Consider the following 19,562-nt stretch of genomic DNA (forward strand, 5'->3'; position numbering starts at 1 on the left):
TTATGCCGTCTGAAAATTTTCAGACGGCCTTATTTTTATTATAAAATAGCCATTCATGCGCCGATTTGGCCGTATGGAAATTATTTTACGCTTACGGGCGTTTCTATGTTAAACAAAGAAGTTGAACTCACACAATAATATCGATAGTTACATCATGAAATATATTAAAAAACACATTCAATGCGCCGTTCTCGGCATGCTGGTATTGTCCGGTTGTCAATCTTATCAGGAAGATCAAAGCCGCCGCAGTAAAATGGCTCAATTCGCGCTGAACCATCCCGTAGCCGCCCAAGTTATCGGCATGGAAGATGAAGGTTTAATCAATATGACCAGCAATGCGGCACGTTTTGCCGAGCGTTCAGGTCTGGACGATAAAGCAAACGGCGACAGCAGGGGGACGCAAGTCAATGCTGTACGTCAAGCATTGTGGCAGGCGGCGATTGCTTCCAAATTCGACAGCATTATTGCAGAAAAAGCAGGTAATGCGCGTCTGACGGATATGGAATTGCGTGAAGGTAAAGACGACTACTTCAGCCGTTACCTTGCCGACCAAGCGGTCGATCAGCGCAACAACCGTATCGGCCGCAGTATCGGCAGTGCCAAGCCCGACAGCGATATGAAAACGCTGGCGGCAAGTATTTTGTTCTACTACAACAAAGTAGGCTTATGGACGGCTTCCGAAGTGAAAAACCGTTGGCACATCAAACAGGAAAAACTTTCAGACGGCAAGTATGCCGAGGCATTAAAAAATATCGCCAAATTGGATCAAAACGGCATGACCGAACAGGAACGTAATAGTTATAAAACCGGTACGCTCAGTGAAATCAAACGTTCGGTCAAAGCCATGCGTCAAGTCGAAGACTGATTTTAAGACTTCATCATTTAAAGGCAATTATTATGAATTTTCCTCCGCGTTATGTCTTAAACACCCGTATGCGCCGTATGCGTAAAGACGATTTTTCACGTCGCCTGATGCGCGAGCATACTTTGACGGCAGATGATTTAATCTATCCGGTTTTTGTATTGGAAGGCCAGAATCAGGAAGAAGCAGTCCCGTCCATGCCGGGTGTCAAACGCCAAAGTTTGGACAAATTGTTGTTTACCGCTGAAGAAGCGCTGAATCTCGGCATTCCTATGCTGGCTTTGTTTCCCGTGGTAACACAAAACAAAACCGAGCTTGCGGAGGAAGCTTATAACCCTGAAGGCTTGGTGCCGACAGTAGTACGAACTCTGCGCGAGAAATTCCCAGAGTTGGGTATCATGACCGACGTTGCCTTGGACCCTTATACCATTCACGGCCAAGACGGTTTAACCGATGAAAATGGCTATGTCCTCAACGATGAAACCATTGAAGTTTTGGTAAAACAGGCTTTGTGTCATGCAGATGCGGGCGCACAAGTCATTGCCCCATCAGATATGATGGACGGACGTATTCTTGCCATCCGCGAAGCTTTGGAAGATGCCGGACATATCCATACGCGCATCATGGCGTATTCGGCAAAATATGCTTCAGCATTCTACGGCCCGTTCCGCGACGCCGTCGGCAGCTCCGGAAATTTGGGCAAGGCAGACAAGAAAACCTACCAAATGGATCCTGCAAACACTAACGAAGCCTTACACGAAGTCGCATTGGATATTCAAGAGGGTGCAGACATGGTAATGGTAAAACCAGGTCTGCCGTATCTGGATGTCGTCCGCCGAGTTAAAGATGAGTTCGGCGTACCGACTTATGCTTACCAAGTTTCCGGCGAATATGCCATGCTTCAGGCTGCCATTCAAAACGGTTGGCTGGATGGCGAAAAAACCATTTTGGAAAGCCTGTTGGCATTCAAACGCGCCGGTGCCGATGGCATTTTGACTTACTATGCGATTGAAGCGGCAAAATTGTTGAAGAAGTAAAATAAAGAAATAAATCAAAAAGCGGCAAACAGTGTTTATCCTGTTTAGCCGCTTTTTTGTATTACTTAAGATTGGCTCAATAGGGAACCGACTAAAATTAATTTTTTAAAATCTAAAAAATCTTGTATAGTCATTTTGACTAAATAAAGGCCGTCTGAAAAACAGTTCCCTGATTTTTCAGACGGCCTTATATGATTTAAACCTTAGTGATGGCTGCAACCGCCGTGTGTTTCACGCAAAGCTTCGGCTGCTTGCTCGTCTGCGTGGTAGCTGGAGCGAACCATTGCGCCGATGGCGGCATTGGTAAAGCCCAATTCGTATGCTTCTTTTTCAAAAACTTTGAATTGGTCAGGTGTTACATAGCGCAAGACGGGCAGGTGGCCGTCTGAAGGTTGCAGATATTGGCCGATGGTAATCATCTCGATATTGTTGGCACGCATATCGCGCATGATTTCGCGCACGTCTTCATCTGTTTCGCCCAAGCCGACCATGATGCCGGACTTGGTCGGGATGTGGGGCATCATTTCTTTGTAGCGGCGCAGAAGCTCGAGGGAATGTTGGTAGTTGGCACCCGGACGGGCTTTTTTATACAGGCTTGGATGGGTTTCCAAGTTGTGGTTCATCACGTCGGGCGGTGTTTCTGCCAAGATTTCCAGTGCGATGTCCAGACGGCCTCGGAAATCGGGAACAAGGATTTCGATTTTGGTATTCGGGCTGGTTTCGCGGATGGCTTTAATGCAGTCGGCGAAGTGTTGTGCGCCACCATCACGCAGGTCGTCACGGTCGACAGAAGTAATCACGACATAGCGCAGGTTCATGGATTTGACGGATTCGGCCAAGTGTTTAGGCTCGTCAGGATCCAACATATTGGGGCGGCCATGGCCAACGTCGCAGAACGGGCAGCGGCGGGTACAAATATCGCCCATAATCATGAATGTGGCCGTACCTTTGGTAAAGCATTCGCTGATATTTGGACAAGATGCTTCTTCGCACACGGTATGCATTTTTTGTTCGCGAAGAATGTTTTTGATTTCAAAGAATTTCTTACCCGGTAATTTGGCGCGGATCCATTCGGGCTTTTTCAATTTTTGTTCCAATGGAACAACTTTAATCGGAATGCGTGCAGTTTTGTCCGCGCCTTTTAGTTTGATGCCGCGTTTTGGGTCGTTTTTTACTTCTTCACTCATGGTGATGTGTTCTTTCTGTCGTTATGAAGGCCGTCTGAAAAGCTGATTGCGGCCTCCATGGCCTAAAGGCTTGTGAGTTCAGAGGGGCTGTTAAAGGATGGCGTTGGGGCTGAATATTTTCAGACGGCCTTATGCCAGCTCTTTTTGTAAATGCTTGGTCAGTTTGTCTGAAATTTCTGCCAAACTGGGTGCCGGAGAGACATAGTCGGCAATTTGGGTCATTTCCATACCGGCATAACCGCAGGGATTGATATGGGTAAACGGACTTAAATCCATGTTCACGTTGAGGGCTAAGCCGTGGTAAACGGAGCCGTCTTTGATACGCAGGCCAAGGGAAGCGATTTTACGCTTGCCGACATAAACGCCGGGGCGTTTGGGATCGGCGGCTGCTTCGATGCCATATTCTGCCAAGGTGGCGATGATGCTGTTTTCAAGTGCGGAAACGATGTGGCGGACACTGGTTTTACGGCGTTTGAAATTGATCATCGTATAGACGACCAGTTGGCCGGGGCCGTGATAGGTAATTTGACCGCCTCTGTCAATTTGGACAACGGGAATATCGTCGCGGATGAGGAGGTGTTCGGGTTTTCCGGCCAAGCCTTGGGTAAATACGGGCGGATGTTCGATCACCCATAATTCGTCTTCGGTATTTTCGTCACGCGAGGCATTAAATGCCTTCATGGCTTCGAAAGTCGGCAGGTAATCGACCAAGCCTTTGTGCACGATTTTCATTACAGCACCACTTTTACCAATTCGTGTGAAGTCAGGTCGCGGTAGATATTGTCGAGCTGCTCTTGGTTGTCAACATTTACTTTGACGGTTGCGCCGGTATAGTTGCCTTTGCTGCTTGGGCGCGTAGTAATGTGGTGCGGCTCGGTATCGGGAGCGTGTTTGCGCACGGTTTCCAAGATGGCGGATTCAAATTCGGGATGAACTGCACCCATAACTTTCAAGGAGAAAGTGCAGGGAAATTCAATCAGTGATTTTTTTTCAGTTGAGTCTGTCATGGTTTATTGCCTTGTTTGGTTGGCTTGGGCCGTCTGAGAAGTTTTCAGACGGCCCGAAATCCGATATATTTTATCGTAAACGTCCATATCGGGCTATTAAAAATGATGTTTTCGAAAATAGGTGCGGATAAGCTGTTTTCAAGTCTTGAAATGCAGCGCTTCAGCCCAATTTTGAGCTACATTCTGATTTAACAATGATTGAGATTTCTAACTATGCCGACAAAAGACAAATATTTCGAGGAATACAGTGCGCTGGCTACCTTGCCTTTACGCGATGTCGTGGTGTATCCGCATATGGTATTGCCGCTGTTCGTCGGTCGTCCTAAATCGATTGCGGCCCTTGAGGCGGCAATGGCCAATGATGATCCGGTTTTCCTGTTGGCCCAGCTTGACCCTAATACAGAAGACCCTAAAGCTGAAGACTTGCACCAAACTGGTACGGTTGCCCAAGTTTTGCAGGTTTTGAAGCTGCCTGACGGTACCGTTAAAGTATTGGTAGAAGGTATCCGTCGTGCGCGCGCGTTGACGGTTGATGAAACAGGCGGATTGTTTTTGTCCCATGTTGAGGCGATTGATGAGAATAGCGACAAGGACAATCCTGAAATTGAGGCCTTGCGCCGTACTCTGCTGACTCAATTTGAGCAATATGCGAAGTTGAACAAAAAAATCCCTGCCGAAGTCATCAGTACCATCAGCAGCATTGATGACAACAGCCGCCTTGCAGATACCATTGCCGCGCATTTGCAGCTGAAATTGGAGCAGCGTCAATATGTATTGGAGACTGCCGGCATTGTTGACCGTTTGGAATTTCTGCTGGCGCAGTTGGAAGCCGAACTTGACATCATGCAGGTTGAGAAACGCATTCGTGGCCGTGTAAAACGTCAAATGGAAAAATCCCAACGTGAGTATTATTTGAATGAGCAAGTAAAAGCGATTCAGAAAGAATTGGGCGAAGAAGACGAGCGCGACGAGCTGGATGCGCTGGAAGTAAAAATCAAAGAAGCAGGCATGAGCAAAGAGGCTGAAGAAAAATGTCTGTCTGAATTGAAAAAACTGAAAATGATACCGCCAATGTCTGCGGAATCTACCGTCGTGCGCAACTATATCGATACTTTGCTTGAGCTGCCATGGAAGAAAAAATCCCGTGTCAGCAAAGATATTGCCAAGGCTGATTTGATTTTGAATGCCGACCATTATGGTTTGGAAAAAGTCAAAGAGCGCATTTTGGAATATTTGACCGTTCAAAAACGTATGGACAAGCTCAAAGGCCCGATTTTGTGTCTGGTTGGTCCTCCGGGGGTGGGCAAAACTTCCTTGGGTGAGTCGATTGCCAAAGCGACAGGCCGCCAATATGTGCGTATGGCGTTGGGCGGCGTGCGTGATGAAAGCGAAATCCGCGGCCACCGTCGTACCTATATCGGCTCTATGCCGGGCAAAATCCTGCAAAACATGGCGAAAGCGGGTGTGAAAAATCCATTGTTTCTGCTGGATGAAATCGACAAGATGGGCAGCGATTTCCGCGGCGATCCGGCCAGTGCTTTGCTTGAGGTGCTGGATCCTGAGCAAAACAACAAGTTTGCCGACCACTATGCCGAAGTCGATTATGATTTGAGCGATGTGATGTTTATTGCCACTTCAAACAGCTTGAATATCCCGACTCCGCTGCTTGACCGTATGGAAATCATCCGTCTGTCCGGTTATACGGAAGACGAAAAAATCAATATTGCCATGCAATACCTTGTGCCGAAACAAATGAAGCGCAATGGTGTAAAAGAGGGCGAGTTGGTGGTTGATGAAAGTGCAGTGCGCGATATTATCCGTTACTACACCCGCGAGGCCGGTGTCCGCTCGTTGGATCGCGAAATTGCCAAAATCTGCCGCAAAGTGGTCATGCAGGTTACCTTGAATGAGGACAAGAAAAAAGCGTCCAAATCCAAAACAGTAAGCAAGGCCAAGCCTAAAGCGATTAAAGTTACTGAGAAAAATCTGCATGACTATTTGGGCGTGCGCCGTTTCGACTATGGTGTAGCCGAAAGCGAAAACCGCATCGGTCAGGTAACCGGTCTGGCTTGGACCGAAGTCGGTGGCGAGTTGTTGACTGTTGAGGCGGTTGCCTTGCCGGGTAAAGGTACGATTCAATGTACCGGCCAACTGGGCGATGTCATGAAAGAATCGGTATCGGCCGCATGGTCGGTTGTCCGTTCCCGTGCTGAGTCAGTGGGTTTGGCTCCTGATTTTTACGAGAAAAAAGACATTCACGTTCATGTACCTGAAGGTGCGACGCCAAAAGATGGTCCGAGCGCAGGTATCGCCATGACTTTGGCGATGGTTTCTGCCTTCACCAAAATTCCGGTGCGTGCAGACGTGGCGATGACCGGCGAAATCACTTTGCGTGGCGAAGTTTTGCCTATCGGCGGTTTGAAAGAAAAACTGCTGGCTGCTTTGCGCGGCGGTATCAAGCATGTATTGATTCCAAAAGACAACGTCAAAGATTTGGAAGAAATCCCTGAAAATGTCAAAACCGGTCTGACCATTCATCCGGTCAAATGGATTGATGAAGTATTGGCTTTGGGCTTGGAAACTCAGCCTGAGCAATGGGCAGCTGAATTGACGGTTGCCGATACCTCGCAAACTTCTAAGGCGAAGTCAAGAACAAAAGCAACCAAGCATTAAGTTGGCCGTCTGATGTTGCAAAAAATGTGGTTTTGCCCTGAATGCCACAAAAATAGGGCAATTCCACATCTTTTACTTGACATGATAATTTGAGAATTGCTATAAAGTGCGTATGTGCTTTAAAAGTGCTTAAGCCCCGAGTATTCGGGCATTTCATCATTTTTTACGATAGGAAGGGACTAATTGTGAACAAGTCTGAATTGATCGAAGCAATTGCTCAAGAAGCCGGCATTTCCAAATCTGCTGCGCAAAAAGCTTTGGATGCTACTACTAATGCCGTAACCAACGCGTTGAAAAACGGCGACACTGTTACTCTGGTCGGTTTCGGTACTTTCTACGTCGGCGAACGCGCCGAACGTCAAGGCCGCAACCCTAAAACTGGCGAGCCTTTGACTATTGCTGCTGCTAAAACTCCTAAATTCCGTGCCGGTAAAGCATTGAAAGACGCTCTGTAATTTAGAGTCTTTCCCTGAATGGGAATAAAAAACCGATTTGATTCGGTTTTTTATTTTGAAGGCCGTCTGAAACCTTTCAGACGGCCTTTAGTTTGTTGAGTGCATAAAAAGGCTGAAATCCTAATGATAAAAGGATTTCAGCCTTTTTAGTTTATCTTGTTACATTTGATTTTTATATTGATATACCTTATCATTAACGGAAACACAGTATTCAAAACAAACCGCACTTATCGAAAGAAGGGGCAAATAGCCATTCATAACCAATCTTTCAAATGTGCCACGCACTCGTCATACTTCTCACATTTTTTCAATAATCTGATTTTAAAACAAATGAAAAGAGAGGCTTATGTCTACCATTCCTTTATCAAGCCTTAAAAAAGGCGCAGTCGTACATATTGATTCCATTGCTCCCAACCCTGTTTTTGGTGATTTGGATGCCTTGGTAACCCGTCGTCTTTCGGATTTGGGTTTTTCCAGCGGAATGCCGTTGCAAGTGATTGCCGTGGGCGGTTTTGGAAGAGGACCGTTTGCAGTACGCTTGGGCAATCAATCCCAATTTTCCCTGCGTTTGGAAGAGGCCGGGAAGATTATGTGTCGTATCGTTGAGGCCGTTTAAGGCCGTCTGAAAGAATAAGGAAAAATGATGGAACTAAGCTATTTTGCCTTGATTGGCGCGCCAAACTGCGGCAAAACCGTTTTGTTCAACGGTTTGACCGGCTCACATGCCAAGGTTGCCAATTATCCGGGCGTAACTGTCGATAAGCGCGAGGGCGCCTTCCTCGATGACGAGGCTGTCCGCATTATCGACCTGCCGGGCACATACAGCCTACGCACGACCAGCCCCGACGAAGCGGTGGCGAAAGATGTAATGGTAGGCAAGATGGGCATTCCGCCCGATGCCATTATTGCCGTTGCCGACGCGACCAACCTGCGTATGACCCTGCGCATGATTTTGGAACTGAAAACGCTGGGACTGCCTATGGTGGTGTCGCTGAATTTGAGCGACGTGGCCCGCAAAAGGGGCTTGAATATCGACGCGGCCAAACTGAGCGAGTTGTTGGATGCACCTGTTTTGGAAACAGTTGCAGTGAGCGTGTCGGGCGTACAGGCTGTACGCGAAGCCGTGGCGAAGCTGCCGCGCAAACGCTCTTTCCCCGCAAACCCCGCCTCTGCCGAACGCACGCTCGATGCGCTGGATAGCGACAAACTTTATCAAGAAGTCGAATCGATTTTGGCACAAGTGGTACGCACCCAGATGACGCTGCCCGCATGGCACAAAAAACTCGACGACATCGTGCTGCACCCCATCTGGGGCATGATTATGCTGCTGGTGATCCTGTTTATGGTGTTCCAAGCGGTTTACACTTGGGCGGAACCGATTATGGAAGCCATCGAAGGCGGCTTTGCCGCGCTGGGCGAATGGATAGGCGCCAACATGGAGCCGGGCATCCTCAACGACTTGCTCGTCAACGGCGTCATTGCCGGTTTGGGCAGCGTGTTGGTGTTCCTGCCTCAGATTACGATTTTGTTTGCCTTTATCCTGCTTTTGGAAGACTCGGGCTATCTGCCGCGTGCAGCCTTCCTGTTGGATAACATCATGGCGAAAAGCGGTTTGTCCGGCCGTTCGTTTATTCCCCTTTTGTCCAGCTTTGCCTGTGCCGTTCCTGCCGTGATGTCGGCGCGAACCATTAACGACCCGCGCGAACGCCTTGTTACCATTGCGGTTGCGCCGTTGCTGACTTGTTCCGCACGTTTGCCGGTGTATGCGCTGATTATCGCCGCCGTCATTCCTGACCGTACAGTGGGCGGTATTTTCAACCTGCAAGGCCTGACACTGTTTATTCTTTATATCGCAGGCATCCTGTCGGCTGCATTGGCGGCATATATCATGAAACGCTTGGCGCGAATGAAAGGCAACGTGCAACAATTTCCACTTTTGATGGAATTGCCGACTTTCCGTACGCCTAACTTTAAACACATCATGACCAGCTTGTGGGATAGGGTAAAAGCCTTCCTGAAACGCGCGGGTACCATCATTTTTGCGTTGGCCGTGGTTCTGTGGGGCTTGGTAAGCTGGCCGCAACCGCCTGAAGGCGCAACCGGTGCAGCCATCGATTACAGCTTGGCAGGTACGCTTGGTCATGTTATTCAGCCGTTGTTTGCACCTTTGGGCTTTACTTGGGAAATGTGTATTGCCATGATTCCGGGTATTGCCGCGCGCGAAGTGGTCGTTGCCGCATTAGGTACTGTTTACGCCGTCAGCGCATCGTCTGAAGATGCAGTACAAAACGCACTGATTCCTATCATACACAACAACTGGGGCCTGCCGACCGCCTTTGCCTTCTTGGCTTGGTATGTGTATGCTCCGATGTGTGCCGCGACTTTGACCGTAATTAAACGCGAAACCAAATCCACGAAAAATATGCTTATGATTACAGGCTATTTGTTCCTGATGGCTTATTTTGCCGCATTCGTGGTTTACCAAATTTCTTCAAGGATACTATCGTCATGACTCAATATATTATCGTCGGCTTGATTATGCTTGCCTGTGTATTCTTCCTCTTGCGAAAATTCGTGTTCAAACCGAAAAAACGCGACTGCAGCAGCGGCTGCGGCAAATGCGGCGGTTGCGGTTAAATAAAGAGGGTTAGGTTTAAAAGTAAAAGGCCGTCTGAAATGGTTTCAGACGGCCTTTTTGTATGTTTGAACTATGCTTCAATCGTTGTTGTAGTGCTTTCTAAGATTCTGTGACAAAATGCTTAAACTGTCTTTTTTCTTGGGAAAAGGATACAAGTGATTAAAAATATTAATGTTCCCCCTACAAAATCAATCAAATGGTGTTGATAGACAAATAAGACCGAAATAGCGAGTAAAAATCCCCAGATACCAAAAAATGATTTTAAGAATTTGGATTTGAATTCTCTACAATAAACCTCAGCTGAAAGAAAAGCGAAACTCACATGTAATGACGGGCATTGGTTAAAACTACTGTCCAATTTTCCCAAAATATAAAAGAAGGATTTTAAAATTTGGTTATCGACTTCAGGCTTGGGAAAATAAAATTTCATAGGAAATATTACAAATAGAGCAGTAGAAACTCCGATTAAAAAGGTTGCTCTTTTTATCAGTAATTTCAGACTGCTTTCGTTCTTTTCCAAAAATATAGTGACCAAGAAGAAAAACGGTGACGTCATATAAGGCAACATAAATATGGGCAAGAAAGGAATATTCCTTTCCCAGTCTATAAAATATGAAGGCACATTATCGACTGTATATGTATAAAATTCAGCTCCCTTTTAAAAAACAATAAAAAATATTGATATAAAAATTGTATATTTAATCTTTAGTTTCGATAGCTTATCCACTTACCGATTTTCTCCATCCATGATTCCAATATAATTAAAATCATAAAAGTTCATCACACTATCATATATATCAGTGATATGGAATATGTCGCACTGTCTTTAATATTTTGTCGGATGGTTATCTCATCTATGGTTTCAGACGGCCTCGAAAGGTGGATTGTAAAAAAAAAGCGCAAAATTACAGATTGGGTATGATATTGAAGTGAATCTTTCAGTAGTCTCATGATTTATTGAACGGGAAGCCTGAAATGTCCGGTGATGGTGTAGCGGTAGAGGACGTCGTCTTCACGGGTTCCCGAACCGATATTATGGATAATCAGTGGCCTATCGCCGATTTTTCGATCGGAGACAATGCCGATATGGGGACGGTTGCCTTTTAGTTCCCAAGTTACAATATCGCCAGCTTGATAGTTTGTATCTTGAACGGCCCAGCCTTGACGCGTGAAATAAGTCATTAGGTTAGGGACACGGCGGTGGTCGATATTGGTATCAGGTTGTTTCAAACCCCAGCGTTTAGGATAGAAGGAAAAGTTGCGGCTCATGTCCTGATGAACAAGCTCTTGCAAATCTATATTTTGCTCACGCAATGCACGGATGACCACGTCTGTGCAAACGCCTTTTCCCATCGGTACATCGCCCATCGGATAAGTGAGCTTCGTGTAAGCCGGGTCGTAACGAAGGGTTTTACCAATTTGATTTCGTGCAGATTGGACAATTTGCGGAGATGGTTCTTCGGGTTCGGTAATCTCCTGTTGTAGGAAATCGGTATTAATACTTGGGATAGAGTTGTGATGACGGGCAAAAAATACAGCTGTTGTAATCAGAAGGATAGAAAGCACAATACTGATAACTATGGGCTTAAAGGCTGTTTTGTGTTTCATGATATATACACGGCTTAGATGTTGTTTGCATTATTATCAAATTTTTGGGTGGGTTGGCAATGCATAATGGAAAAATGGTCTTTAGCAAGTATGTATGGGTAAATAATAGATGAGTGTTATTTGGGTATTACTAAAACGTTTTTCGTAAATATAGATTTTAAATTGGTACATGATAAAAGGTCGTCTGAAACAGGTTTCAGACGACCTTTTATTGTAAAAATCTATAAATTTAATAGATAATAACTATTCTCATATTATCAAGCTAGAAAAGATAACCCGCTGATTAACTTGATATTTTATATGGTTAAATTATGTTAACTAAAACATACGCTATCCAAACCTGATTTCACAGTTGATTTAAATCATAATGTCTTGTGTCCAAATCTCTAAAATACCCGAAATCATATTAGATATTGATTTTCGAATAACAAACTACAAGAGTCGAGGAACGCAAAATGCCGAAAATCCCTGAGTTGGTTTGTCCTGCCGGTAATCTGCCTGCTTTGAAGACGGCGGTGGACAATGGCGCGGACACGGTTTATATGGGGCTGAAAGATGCGACGAATGCGCGCAATTTTCCGGGGCTGAATTTCGATATGAAATCGGCGCAGGAAGGAGTGGCTTACGCACATGCGCGCGGCCGCAATGTGTTGATGGCAATCAATACTTTTGCCCAGGCGGGACAAATCGAGCGGTGGCATCGGGCTGTCGATACGGCGGTGCAGCTGGGGGCGGACGCGATAATCGTTGCCGACCCTGCGATTATGGCTTATGCCGCCGAGCGTCATCCTAATTTGAGGCTGCACATGTCGGTGCAGGGTTCGGCGACCAATTACGAAGCCATCAATATGATGAAGGAACTGTTCGGCGTCCGCCGTGCCGTGTTGCCGCGCGTTTTAACGGTCGATCAGGTCAAGCATGTGATTGACAATACGGATGTGGAAATCGAAGTGTTCGGTTTCGGCAGTTTGTGTGTGATGGTAGAAGGGCGCTGCATTTTATCGAGCTATGCGACGGGCGAATCACCGAATATGCAGGGCGTGTGTTCACCGGCGAAGGCGGTGCGTTGGGAGCAGCTGCCCGACCGCATGAACGTGCGGTTGAACCAGGTGTTAATCGACCAGTACAAACCGAACGAACCGGCAGGCTATCCAACACTGTGCAAAGGCCGTTTTGAAGTCAATGACGAAACCTATTACGCGCTGGAAGAGCCGACCAGCCTGAATGTTTTGGAAATGTTGCCCGAACTCATCAAAATCGGTGTATCCGCCATTAAAATCGAAGGCCGCCAGCGCAGCCCGATGTACACGGCGCAGGTTACCAAATCGCTGCGGCAGGCTTTGGACGCGGCCGCTGCCGATCCGGCTCATTTCAAAGTCAATCCGGTGTGGAACAACGCGCTGAGCAAGGTTTCGGAAGGGCATCAGACGACCTTGGGCGCATACAGCCGTCCGTGGAAATAAGGGAGGAGGAAAAATGAATCCGATGAAATTATCGTTGGGGCCGGTTTTGTTTTTCTGGCAGAAGGAAGCCCTGCTGGAATTTTACGCCGCCATGCTGGATGCGCCAGTGGACACCATTTATCTGGGAGAAGTGGTGTGTTCGCGCCGCCAGAAAATGCGTTTTGCCGACTGGGTCAGCTTGGCGGAAGATTTGGCGGAAAGCGGCAAAGAGATTATCTTGTCGTCTCAGGTGCTGCTGGAAAGTGAATCCGATTTGAAGCGCCTGCGTAAAATCACGGGGCAGGACAAATTCAAAGTCGAAGCCAACGACATGGGTGCGGTCAAATTGGCGCGCGAACACGGTATTCCGTTTGTCGCCGGAGCCAGCTTGAACATTTACAACGAAAGCACGCTGGCACTGTTCCAAAAACTGGGCGCATACCGCTGGATTGCGCCATCCGAGTTGAGCCGTGACAAAGTTGCCGAAATCATCAAGGCTTCAGACGACATCGAAACGGAATTGTTTGCTTGGGGCAAAATGCCTTTGGCGTACTCTTCACGCTGCTTTACCGCGCGGCATTACAACCTGAACAAAGACGGCTGCGAATTCCGCTGCTTGGATTACGAGCAAGGCATGGACATGAACACCCGCGAGGGCAAGCCGTTCTTAACCATCAACGGCATCCAAACCATGTCTTACGGCTGCCAAAACCTGCTGCCGCACCATGAGGATTTGCGGCAAATCGGTGTGAACATGCTGCGCCTGTCGCCGCAAATGCACGGCATGGCGGAAATCATCCGTATCCACCGCGATGTATTGGACGGCAAAACCGCACTGGCGGATGCGCTGCCCGAATTGGAAAGATTGACCACCGGCACGCTGGTGGACGGCTATTGGCACGGCCAGCCGGGTATCGAAGCCGTGAAGGAGGAATATTATGGCGTTGCCTGAAATCGTATTGCCCGCATGGGCGGGAAAAATCGGCGGAAAATTACCGGGCAGGCCACCGCGCTTCGCTTTGGTTTTTACCCTCAACACCATGCTCAAACGCGGATTGCTGCCCGCCGATATGAGCCTGTTTGACGGTCGAACCTTCGAAATTGACGTATTGGACGCAGGCATCAAGGTGCGTTTCACCGCCAATGCCGAAAAATTCATCGATGCGGATTTTTTGGGTACGCCCGATTTGCGCCTTGCCGCCAACGGCATCGACTTTATGCGCATGATGATGCGCGAGGAAGACCCGGATACTTTGTTTTTCAACCGCAAACTGCAAATCGAAGGCGATACCGAGCTTGGGCTGATTACCAAAAACCTGCTCGACAGCGTGGACTGGCCGTTCGGAGATTGGTTTTTGAAGCGGCAGTTGTCCGACTGAATGCCGGTTCGTGCAAGAATAAAGCAAAGCATTCATCCATTAAGTTTATGATTTAAAAATAAAATATCCAATACCTTTTACAAAATTCCCAAATCCCTAAATTTCTACCAAGGTATTTAGGGATTTGGGAATTTGTGTTTGGATTTTGGCCACCGGGTAAAAAGGTATTTTGCAAAAGTCTCAATCCACAACAAAAAGGCCGTCTGAAAACCAAATTCCGGTTTTCAGACGGCCTCAATTATTTAAAACTTTCAACAAACTCTTATTTCAACGCTTCCAACAGCTTTCCGTGTATTCCGCCGAATCCGCCGTTGCTCATGATCAAAATATGGTCGCCTGCTTCGGCATTTTTCACGATTTCGGCGACGAAGGCATCGAAGTCTTTGCCGACGTGCAGCTTGCCGCCCAAAGGCGCGAGGGCTTCGGCGACGTTCCAGTCCACGCCGCCGGCGTAGCAGAACACTTGGTCGGCGCCTTTGAGGCTTTCGGGTAAGGCGGCTTTCATGGTGCCGAGTTTCATGGTGTTGGAACGCGGCTCGAGGACGGCGAGGATGCGGGCGTTTCCGACGCGCTGACGCAGGCCTTCGATGGTGGTTTCGATGGCGGTCGGATGGTGGGCGAAGTCGTCGTAAACGGTGATACCGTTTACCGTGCCTTTGATTTCCATGCGGCGTTTGACGTTTTTAAACGCGCTCAAGGCTTCGCAGGCCGTCTGAATATCGACTCCGGCATGACGCGCGGCGGCGATGACGGCAAGCGCGTTCATGCGGTTGTGTCCGCCCATCAAATCCCATGCGACGTGTCCGGCTTTTTTGCCGTCAAGTAACACGTCAAACGAGCCGTCGACATTGACTCCGCCGACCTGCCAGCCGTGTTCGGTGCCGAATTTTTCCACCGGCGTCCAGCAGCCTTTGTCCAAAGTGTCTTGCAGACTTTGCTGCTGTCCGTTGCAGACGATTAAGCCTTCAGACGGCACGGTGCGCACGAGATGGTGGAACTGGGTCTGTATCGCGCCCAAATCGGCGAAGATGTCGGCATGGTCGAATTCCAGATTGTTTAAAATGGCGGTACGCGGACGGTAATGTACGAATTTGGAGCGTTTGTCAAAAAAGGCAGTGTCGTATTCGTCGGCTTCGATAACGAAGAATGGGGATTTTGAATTAGGATCTTGGCGCGGCGTTTGCGGCAGACGGGCGGAAACGCTGAAGTTTTCCGGTACGCCGCCAATCAGGAAGCCTGGTGCGAGACCGGCATATTCCAAGACCCAGGCGAGCATGGAGGCTGTAGTCGTTTTGCCGTGTGTTCCGGCTACGCCGAGTACCCAGTGTTGGTGTAATACGTTTTCAGCAAGCCATTGTGGGCCGGAAATATAAGGCAGGCCGCGGTTTAAAATCGCTTCAACCACATCCATGCCGCGTTTGGCAACATTGCCGATAACGTAAATATCGGCTTTAAATTCGTCTAATTGAGCGGCATCAAAACCTTCGTGTACGCCTATACCTAAGGCTTCAAGCTGGGTGCTCATCGGCGGATACATCTTCGCGTCGCAACCGCTGATTTTAAAACCTGCTTCTTTGGCAATAGCCGCTACGCCGCCCATAAATGTGCCGCCGATACCGATAATGTGGATGTGTTTCATGATAAGACCGTCTTGGGAATGAATTAATTTTAAAACCGTCATTATAACGGAGTTTGGATAAAGGGGTCGTCTGGAAAGTAAAGCGGCAATAAGAATAGGGGAGAGATAGGGAAGATTGAATCTTAATAGGGAATTTTTAGGTTATAGTTGCTACTGAAATATTTATACTTTGGGCGCTGTGTTGCCGATTGAAAAAGGTATGAAATGGCTGGGCGATATGACTGTAGTTCTGTCTTTACTCATGCTGGTGTTTGTTTTCTTGGTTGACCCGACTCACTACTTCCTCAGCAACTTGGTTGTCTCTATCGGTAATATTCTTACTCAAACCGTTCACCATTCTTTCGAGCTGTACTTGTTCCACAACCGTGATTGGTCTAATGGCTTACTGGGTATGGTGGATTACTTGGGCACCATTTGTGGGCGTGTTCTTAGCGAAAATTTCCAAACGCCGTACTTTGCGTGAATTCGTGCTGGCATCCATTATGGTACCAGTCGGCTTCCTCGTGATTTGGTTCTCCGTATTCTCCGGCTTCAACCTGCTTGATACTGTTGAAGGTACTGGACGCTTGGCAGAAATTGTCAATAAAGGCGACTACGAAGGTACATTCTATTACCTGCTCAATATGCTGCCTCTGTCTTTCGCAACCAAACCGTTGACCGTTATCCTGTTCTTAGGTTTCGTGGTTCTGGTTTGTTTGTGAAAGTTGTCGGGTGCGATGTTCAAAATACACTGTTGCCATGGCAATCGCAGCGGTCATCAATGCCGTTGTGGTTAAGATAACAAGGGGCTGCGGCGGTAAAACGGCGGCCAGCCCTGCGCCGATAACGAATAAGGTCGTCTGAAAAATCCAAAGCCGTTGCGGTCGGCGGTGTTCGAGCTTGTTGTACGGCGTGTTGGCGGCAACCCCGAGATAAAACACGCCCAAACCGAGCCACAGCATTCGGACGGACTCAGCGGTAGCGGTGCTGTTTTGGTGCAGCCACGCCAGTGCCACCGTTGTCAAAGCGATGCCGATCAGTACGGCATAATGGCTGTACGAGGGCAATGCGCCCGAGTTTTGCGCTTTGTGTTCGTCGATAAATAGGTGTAGGAAATCGTCGCGTTGTTTACACTTTTTCTACGGCGGACAGCTTTTGTTTTTGCTTGAATGATTCTTAGGCAGCTATCCGGCATTATCAAGAACAGAGCGGGTTTCCCGTGTCTATCGACATTCTTGACAATGCCGGATAGCTGCTCAAACGGGTCTTCAAGCAAAAGCCAAAAGTGTAAACAACACTATTGATTTCTACAAAATAGGAAAACTGCATCACATAAACCGTAAACATCGCAAACAGAATCACAATCACGGGCAGTGCGCCGATTTCAAACTTCGCCACGTGGAAATAAGGGGCGATGTCGATCACGGTTTCGCCGAAAAAAATAATCACCAGCCCGTTTAGGCGTTCGAGTAGATGCGGAAAATTCACCGCAGGTTGCTTGTGGCTGACAAAGGTGGGCAAAATCCAACCCAAACCGAAACCGCCCAGCGCAACCCACTGTCTGATATGGGCGGGAAACAACAGCGAACCGAGCACCATCGCCGCCGTCAATCCGCGCAATCCCGCCACCAGCTTGATTCTGCGGCGTTGTTTGGGGGAAGCGTGGCGGGCAAGCTGCAACAGATATTGCAGGCAGACACTGCCGACCAGTAGCCCCAGCGCAAGATTAAACGGCACAAAATTCGCCAGTCAGTCGCTGCCCACCGCATTGGACAAAAACAGCAGCAAAAACATATCGGCAAACAAAAACAGCCGATCCCGCCAAGAGTTGTCGCCGAAGCGGTTGATGTAAATGCTCTGGTATAACCAAACGGTAAACAGAATCACCAGCGAAATCAGAAACGTGACGTAATCGGCTTCGTCGGCGTGGTGCACCAGCTCGGTGGTGCGGGACAAAGCATATACAAACACCAAATCATAAAACAGCTCGGGCAGCCCGACTTTTTTCTCTCCAACAGGCATAAGCTCTCCGGTTGTGATGAATAACTTATTGAAGAATAACAGTTTTTACCGACAAGTACCATTGACTGGGCGGCTTAAAAATAGCTCTCGTCAATGTCCATTTTGCCCAGTTTTTGGTTAATGGTGTGCAATTCGTCCGCAGTCAGGCGGATTCGCAGTGCGCCGAGGTTTTCCGCCAAGCGGTGTTTTTTGGTGGTGCCCGGAATCGGTACGATAAAGGGCTTTTGCGCCAGTTCCCACGCCAACACGATGTGCGCGGCGGTGGCGGATTTGGCGGCGGCGAGCTCGTGCAGCAAGTCCAACACAGGCTGGTTTTTCGTCATCACATCCGCCGAAAAACGCTTCATCGTGCGGCGGAAATCGCCTTCGGCGTATTGGGTCTGCGCGTTAAAACGGCCGCTTAAAAAGCCGTTCCCCAGCGGGCTGTATGCCACAAAGCCGATATGGTTGGCTTCGCAAAAAGCAAACAATGCTTTTTCGGGGGCGCGGAACACCATGGAATATTGGTTCTCCGTGGTGGTAATGGGCGTAACGGCGTGGGCGGCGGCCATATACTCAATTGGCGTGTTGGACACGCCCCAATGATGGATTTTGCCTGCCTTAATCAATTCGCCCATTACTTCCGCTACCGCCTCGGCGGGTACATTCGGGTCAATGCGATGCTGGTAATACAGGTCGATGTAGTCGGTTTGCAGATTGCGTAAGGATTCGTCCACTTGCTTGCGGATGGATTCGGGGCGGCTGTCCAGCACATTCTCCACGCTGCTGGCGGAATGAGTTTGCCCCACAATGCCGATCCAACCGTAGGCGACAACAGTACGGTAGTAAATTTTGCCTTTGCACCGACTTCAGTAGGCGGCTTGGGCATCAACTACACAATCACGCCGGAAGGCTGGTTGTATACGGTAAGCCATACTCAAGAGCAACAAGAGAAAGTCAACATATTCGTCAATGCTCTGAAAGTAGGCGGAAAAAATCTGCTCGAATTTCTTAATGCTTGATAATGTGAGATTTTTGGTAGATTGAACCTAAGTCAATCATAGAAAACGGATACATAAAATGCTGCTTGTTTGATAAGCGGCATTTTATTATCTATGGTTTCTATGTTTATTCAGGCTGGCAGTGATGGTTTGATGTCTTAGAAAAGTTGTGGCTGTAATTGTGAAAATAATGCCGTCTGAAAAATAAGTTCTGAGCAAACCACGCTACGACTTATTTTCAGACGGCATTTGTCTTCTGTATTTTACGATTTCTATTAAAGTGCTGCTTCTGAGCGTTCTCCAGTACGAATACGGATCGCTTCTTCAACGGGATAAATAAAGATTTTACCATCACCGATTTTGCCGGAATGCGCGGTTTCTAAAATGGCGTCCACAGCCTGATCGACTTTGTCGTCAGCCAATACCAATTCAATTTTTACTTTAGGCAGAAAATCGACTGCGTATTCCGCGCCGCGATAAATTTCCGTATGGCCTTTTTGGCGGCCGAAACCTTTGACTTCGCTGACAGTCATGCCGGTAATACCGATTTCAGTCAGGATTTCGCGTACATCGTCGAGTTTGAAAGGTTTGATAATGGCTTCGATTTTTTTCATATTGAGTCTCCTTATTTGCGAAAAGGCCGTCTGAAACATT

The 19,562-nt window shown here is 47.9% G+C and carries 22 protein-coding genes and 1 pseudogene; 13 read left to right on the forward strand and 10 right to left on the reverse strand.

Features of this window, described 5'->3' with window-relative positions:
- The first annotated feature begins 154 nt into the window (after positions 1–154).
- Positions 155–865, forward strand: coding sequence for a DUF6973 domain-containing protein (locus tag ACTHTA_RS04590; protein ID WP_308887299.1), 711 nt, complete (start codon positions 155–157; stop codon positions 863–865).
- Positions 866–897: 32 nt separating this feature from the next.
- A complete protein-coding gene (hemB, locus tag ACTHTA_RS04595) occupies positions 898–1,899 on the forward strand; it encodes a porphobilinogen synthase (protein WP_308887300.1) in 1,002 nt (333 codons plus the stop codon).
- A 203-nt stretch (positions 1,900–2,102) separates the two neighbouring features.
- Here hemB and lipA read toward each other — a convergent pair whose 3' ends face one another.
- The 3 genes from lipA to ACTHTA_RS04610 form a co-directional block, all read right to left on the reverse strand.
- The gene (gene lipA, locus ACTHTA_RS04600) at positions 2,103–3,086 is read right to left on the reverse strand and encodes a lipoyl synthase (protein WP_003683323.1); all 984 of its coding nucleotides are present in this window, start codon (positions 3,084–3,086) and stop codon (positions 2,103–2,105) included.
- 129 nt (positions 3,087–3,215) lie between these two features.
- Entirely contained in the window at positions 3,216–3,818 is a 603-nt protein-coding gene (lipB, locus tag ACTHTA_RS04605) for a lipoyl(octanoyl) transferase LipB (protein ID WP_308887301.1), read from the reverse strand.
- Positions 3,818–4,093 (reverse strand): HP0495 family protein, encoded by a 276-nt coding sequence (locus ACTHTA_RS04610; RefSeq protein ID WP_254346331.1) that lies wholly within the window; start codon positions 4,091–4,093, stop codon positions 3,818–3,820. Before ACTHTA_RS04610 ends, lipB begins: the two co-directional genes overlap by 1 nt.
- A gap of 213 nt (positions 4,094–4,306) precedes the next feature.
- Here ACTHTA_RS04610 and lon point away from each other — a divergent pair, with 213 nt between their 5' ends.
- The 5 genes from lon to ACTHTA_RS04635 all read left to right on the forward strand — a co-directional run bounded on the left by lon (position 4,307) and on the right by ACTHTA_RS04635 (position 9,858).
- Positions 4,307–6,766: an endopeptidase La gene (gene lon, locus ACTHTA_RS04615; RefSeq protein WP_049328368.1), complete on the forward strand. Its 2,460-nt coding sequence runs from the start codon at positions 4,307–4,309 to the stop codon at positions 6,764–6,766.
- Between the two features lie 185 nt (positions 6,767–6,951).
- Positions 6,952–7,221 carry an HU family DNA-binding protein gene (locus ACTHTA_RS04620; RefSeq protein WP_003683413.1) on the forward strand — a complete coding sequence of 90 codons (270 nt, stop codon included), beginning with the start codon at positions 6,952–6,954 and terminating at the stop codon, positions 7,219–7,221.
- A 346-nt stretch (positions 7,222–7,567) separates the two neighbouring features.
- Entirely contained in the window at positions 7,568–7,837 is a 270-nt protein-coding gene (locus tag ACTHTA_RS04625; protein WP_440364286.1) for a FeoA family protein, read from the forward strand.
- Between the two features lie 27 nt (positions 7,838–7,864).
- On the forward strand, positions 7,865–9,733 hold the full coding sequence (feoB, locus tag ACTHTA_RS04630) for a ferrous iron transporter B (protein WP_308887312.1): 1,869 nt from the start codon (positions 7,865–7,867) through the stop codon (positions 9,731–9,733).
- Positions 9,730–9,858: a FeoB-associated Cys-rich membrane protein gene (locus ACTHTA_RS04635; RefSeq protein WP_003683546.1), complete on the forward strand. Its 129-nt coding sequence runs from the start codon at positions 9,730–9,732 to the stop codon at positions 9,856–9,858. The genes feoB and ACTHTA_RS04635 overlap by 4 nt, the downstream gene beginning before the upstream one ends.
- Positions 9,859–9,980: 122 nt before the next feature.
- On the opposite strand, the gene ACTHTA_RS04640 is transcribed toward ACTHTA_RS04635, so the two are convergent.
- Both ACTHTA_RS04640 and ACTHTA_RS04645 read right to left on the reverse strand, forming a co-directional pair.
- Positions 9,981–10,427, reverse strand: coding sequence for a phosphatase PAP2 family protein (locus ACTHTA_RS04640; protein ID WP_308186697.1), 447 nt, complete (start codon positions 10,425–10,427; stop codon positions 9,981–9,983).
- Between the two features lie 386 nt (positions 10,428–10,813).
- Positions 10,814–11,467: a DUF1287 domain-containing protein gene (locus tag ACTHTA_RS04645; protein WP_308887304.1), complete on the reverse strand. Its 654-nt coding sequence runs from the start codon at positions 11,465–11,467 to the stop codon at positions 10,814–10,816.
- Between the two features lie 455 nt (positions 11,468–11,922).
- Between ACTHTA_RS04645 and ubiU the strand changes: the two genes are divergently transcribed.
- From ubiU to ubiT, 3 genes are read left to right on the forward strand one after another with little or no spacing between them, the layout of a single operon-like run.
- Positions 11,923–12,930: a ubiquinone anaerobic biosynthesis protein UbiU gene (gene ubiU, locus ACTHTA_RS04650; protein WP_070631052.1), complete on the forward strand. Its 1,008-nt coding sequence runs from the start codon at positions 11,923–11,925 to the stop codon at positions 12,928–12,930.
- A gap of 13 nt (positions 12,931–12,943) precedes the next feature.
- The gene (locus ACTHTA_RS04655; protein WP_049328364.1) at positions 12,944–13,861 is read left to right on the forward strand and encodes a U32 family peptidase; all 918 of its coding nucleotides are present in this window, start codon (positions 12,944–12,946) and stop codon (positions 13,859–13,861) included.
- Positions 13,848–14,288, forward strand: coding sequence for a ubiquinone anaerobic biosynthesis accessory factor UbiT (gene ubiT / locus ACTHTA_RS04660; RefSeq protein ID WP_308887305.1), 441 nt, complete (start codon positions 13,848–13,850; stop codon positions 14,286–14,288). The genes ACTHTA_RS04655 and ubiT overlap by 14 nt, the downstream gene beginning before the upstream one ends.
- A gap of 262 nt (positions 14,289–14,550) precedes the next feature.
- Here ubiT and mpl read toward each other — a convergent pair whose 3' ends face one another.
- Positions 14,551–15,927 carry a UDP-N-acetylmuramate:L-alanyl-gamma-D-glutamyl-meso-diaminopimelate ligase gene (gene mpl / locus ACTHTA_RS04665; protein ID WP_308887306.1) on the reverse strand — a complete coding sequence of 459 codons (1,377 nt, stop codon included), beginning with the start codon at positions 15,925–15,927 and terminating at the stop codon, positions 14,551–14,553.
- Between the two features lie 217 nt (positions 15,928–16,144).
- Between mpl and ACTHTA_RS04670 the strand changes: the two genes are divergently transcribed.
- Together ACTHTA_RS04670 and ACTHTA_RS04675 are read left to right on the forward strand one after the other, a co-directional pair.
- Entirely contained in the window at positions 16,145–16,390 is a 246-nt protein-coding gene (locus ACTHTA_RS04670; RefSeq protein ID WP_308887313.1) for a hypothetical protein, read from the forward strand.
- On the forward strand, positions 16,305–16,628 hold the full coding sequence (locus tag ACTHTA_RS04675; protein ID WP_308887307.1) for a BCCT family transporter: 324 nt from the start codon (positions 16,305–16,307) through the stop codon (positions 16,626–16,628). The genes ACTHTA_RS04670 and ACTHTA_RS04675 overlap by 86 nt, the downstream gene beginning before the upstream one ends.
- On the opposite strand, the gene ACTHTA_RS04680 is transcribed toward ACTHTA_RS04675, so the two are convergent.
- From ACTHTA_RS04680 to ACTHTA_RS04690, 3 genes and pseudogenes are all read right to left on the reverse strand, one after another.
- Positions 16,599–16,973: a hypothetical protein gene (locus tag ACTHTA_RS04680; protein WP_308887308.1), complete on the reverse strand. Its 375-nt coding sequence runs from the start codon at positions 16,971–16,973 to the stop codon at positions 16,599–16,601. The two genes, ACTHTA_RS04675 and ACTHTA_RS04680, sit on opposite strands and share 30 nt — an antisense overlap.
- Before the next feature lie 130 nt (positions 16,974–17,103).
- A pseudogene (locus ACTHTA_RS04685) lies at positions 17,104–17,928 on the reverse strand (low temperature requirement protein A).
- Between the two features lie 74 nt (positions 17,929–18,002).
- The gene (locus ACTHTA_RS04690; protein ID WP_308887309.1) at positions 18,003–18,716 is read right to left on the reverse strand and encodes an aldo/keto reductase; all 714 of its coding nucleotides are present in this window, start codon (positions 18,714–18,716) and stop codon (positions 18,003–18,005) included.
- On the opposite strand from ACTHTA_RS04690, the gene ACTHTA_RS04695 reads away from it, so the two are divergent.
- Positions 18,702–18,929 (forward strand): hypothetical protein, encoded by a 228-nt coding sequence (locus ACTHTA_RS04695; RefSeq protein ID WP_003683601.1) that lies wholly within the window; start codon positions 18,702–18,704, stop codon positions 18,927–18,929. The genes ACTHTA_RS04690 and ACTHTA_RS04695 overlap by 15 nt on opposite strands.
- Before the next feature lie 254 nt (positions 18,930–19,183).
- On the opposite strand, the gene ACTHTA_RS04700 is transcribed toward ACTHTA_RS04695, so the two are convergent.
- Positions 19,184–19,522 carry a P-II family nitrogen regulator gene (locus ACTHTA_RS04700; protein ID WP_003683576.1) on the reverse strand — a complete coding sequence of 113 codons (339 nt, stop codon included), beginning with the start codon at positions 19,520–19,522 and terminating at the stop codon, positions 19,184–19,186.
- Positions 19,523–19,562 lie beyond the last annotated feature (40 nt).

The sequence above is a fragment of the Neisseria sp. P0013.S005 genome, from assembly GCF_051958425.1.
GTDB lineage: Bacteria > Pseudomonadota > Gammaproteobacteria > Burkholderiales > Neisseriaceae > Neisseria > Neisseria subflava.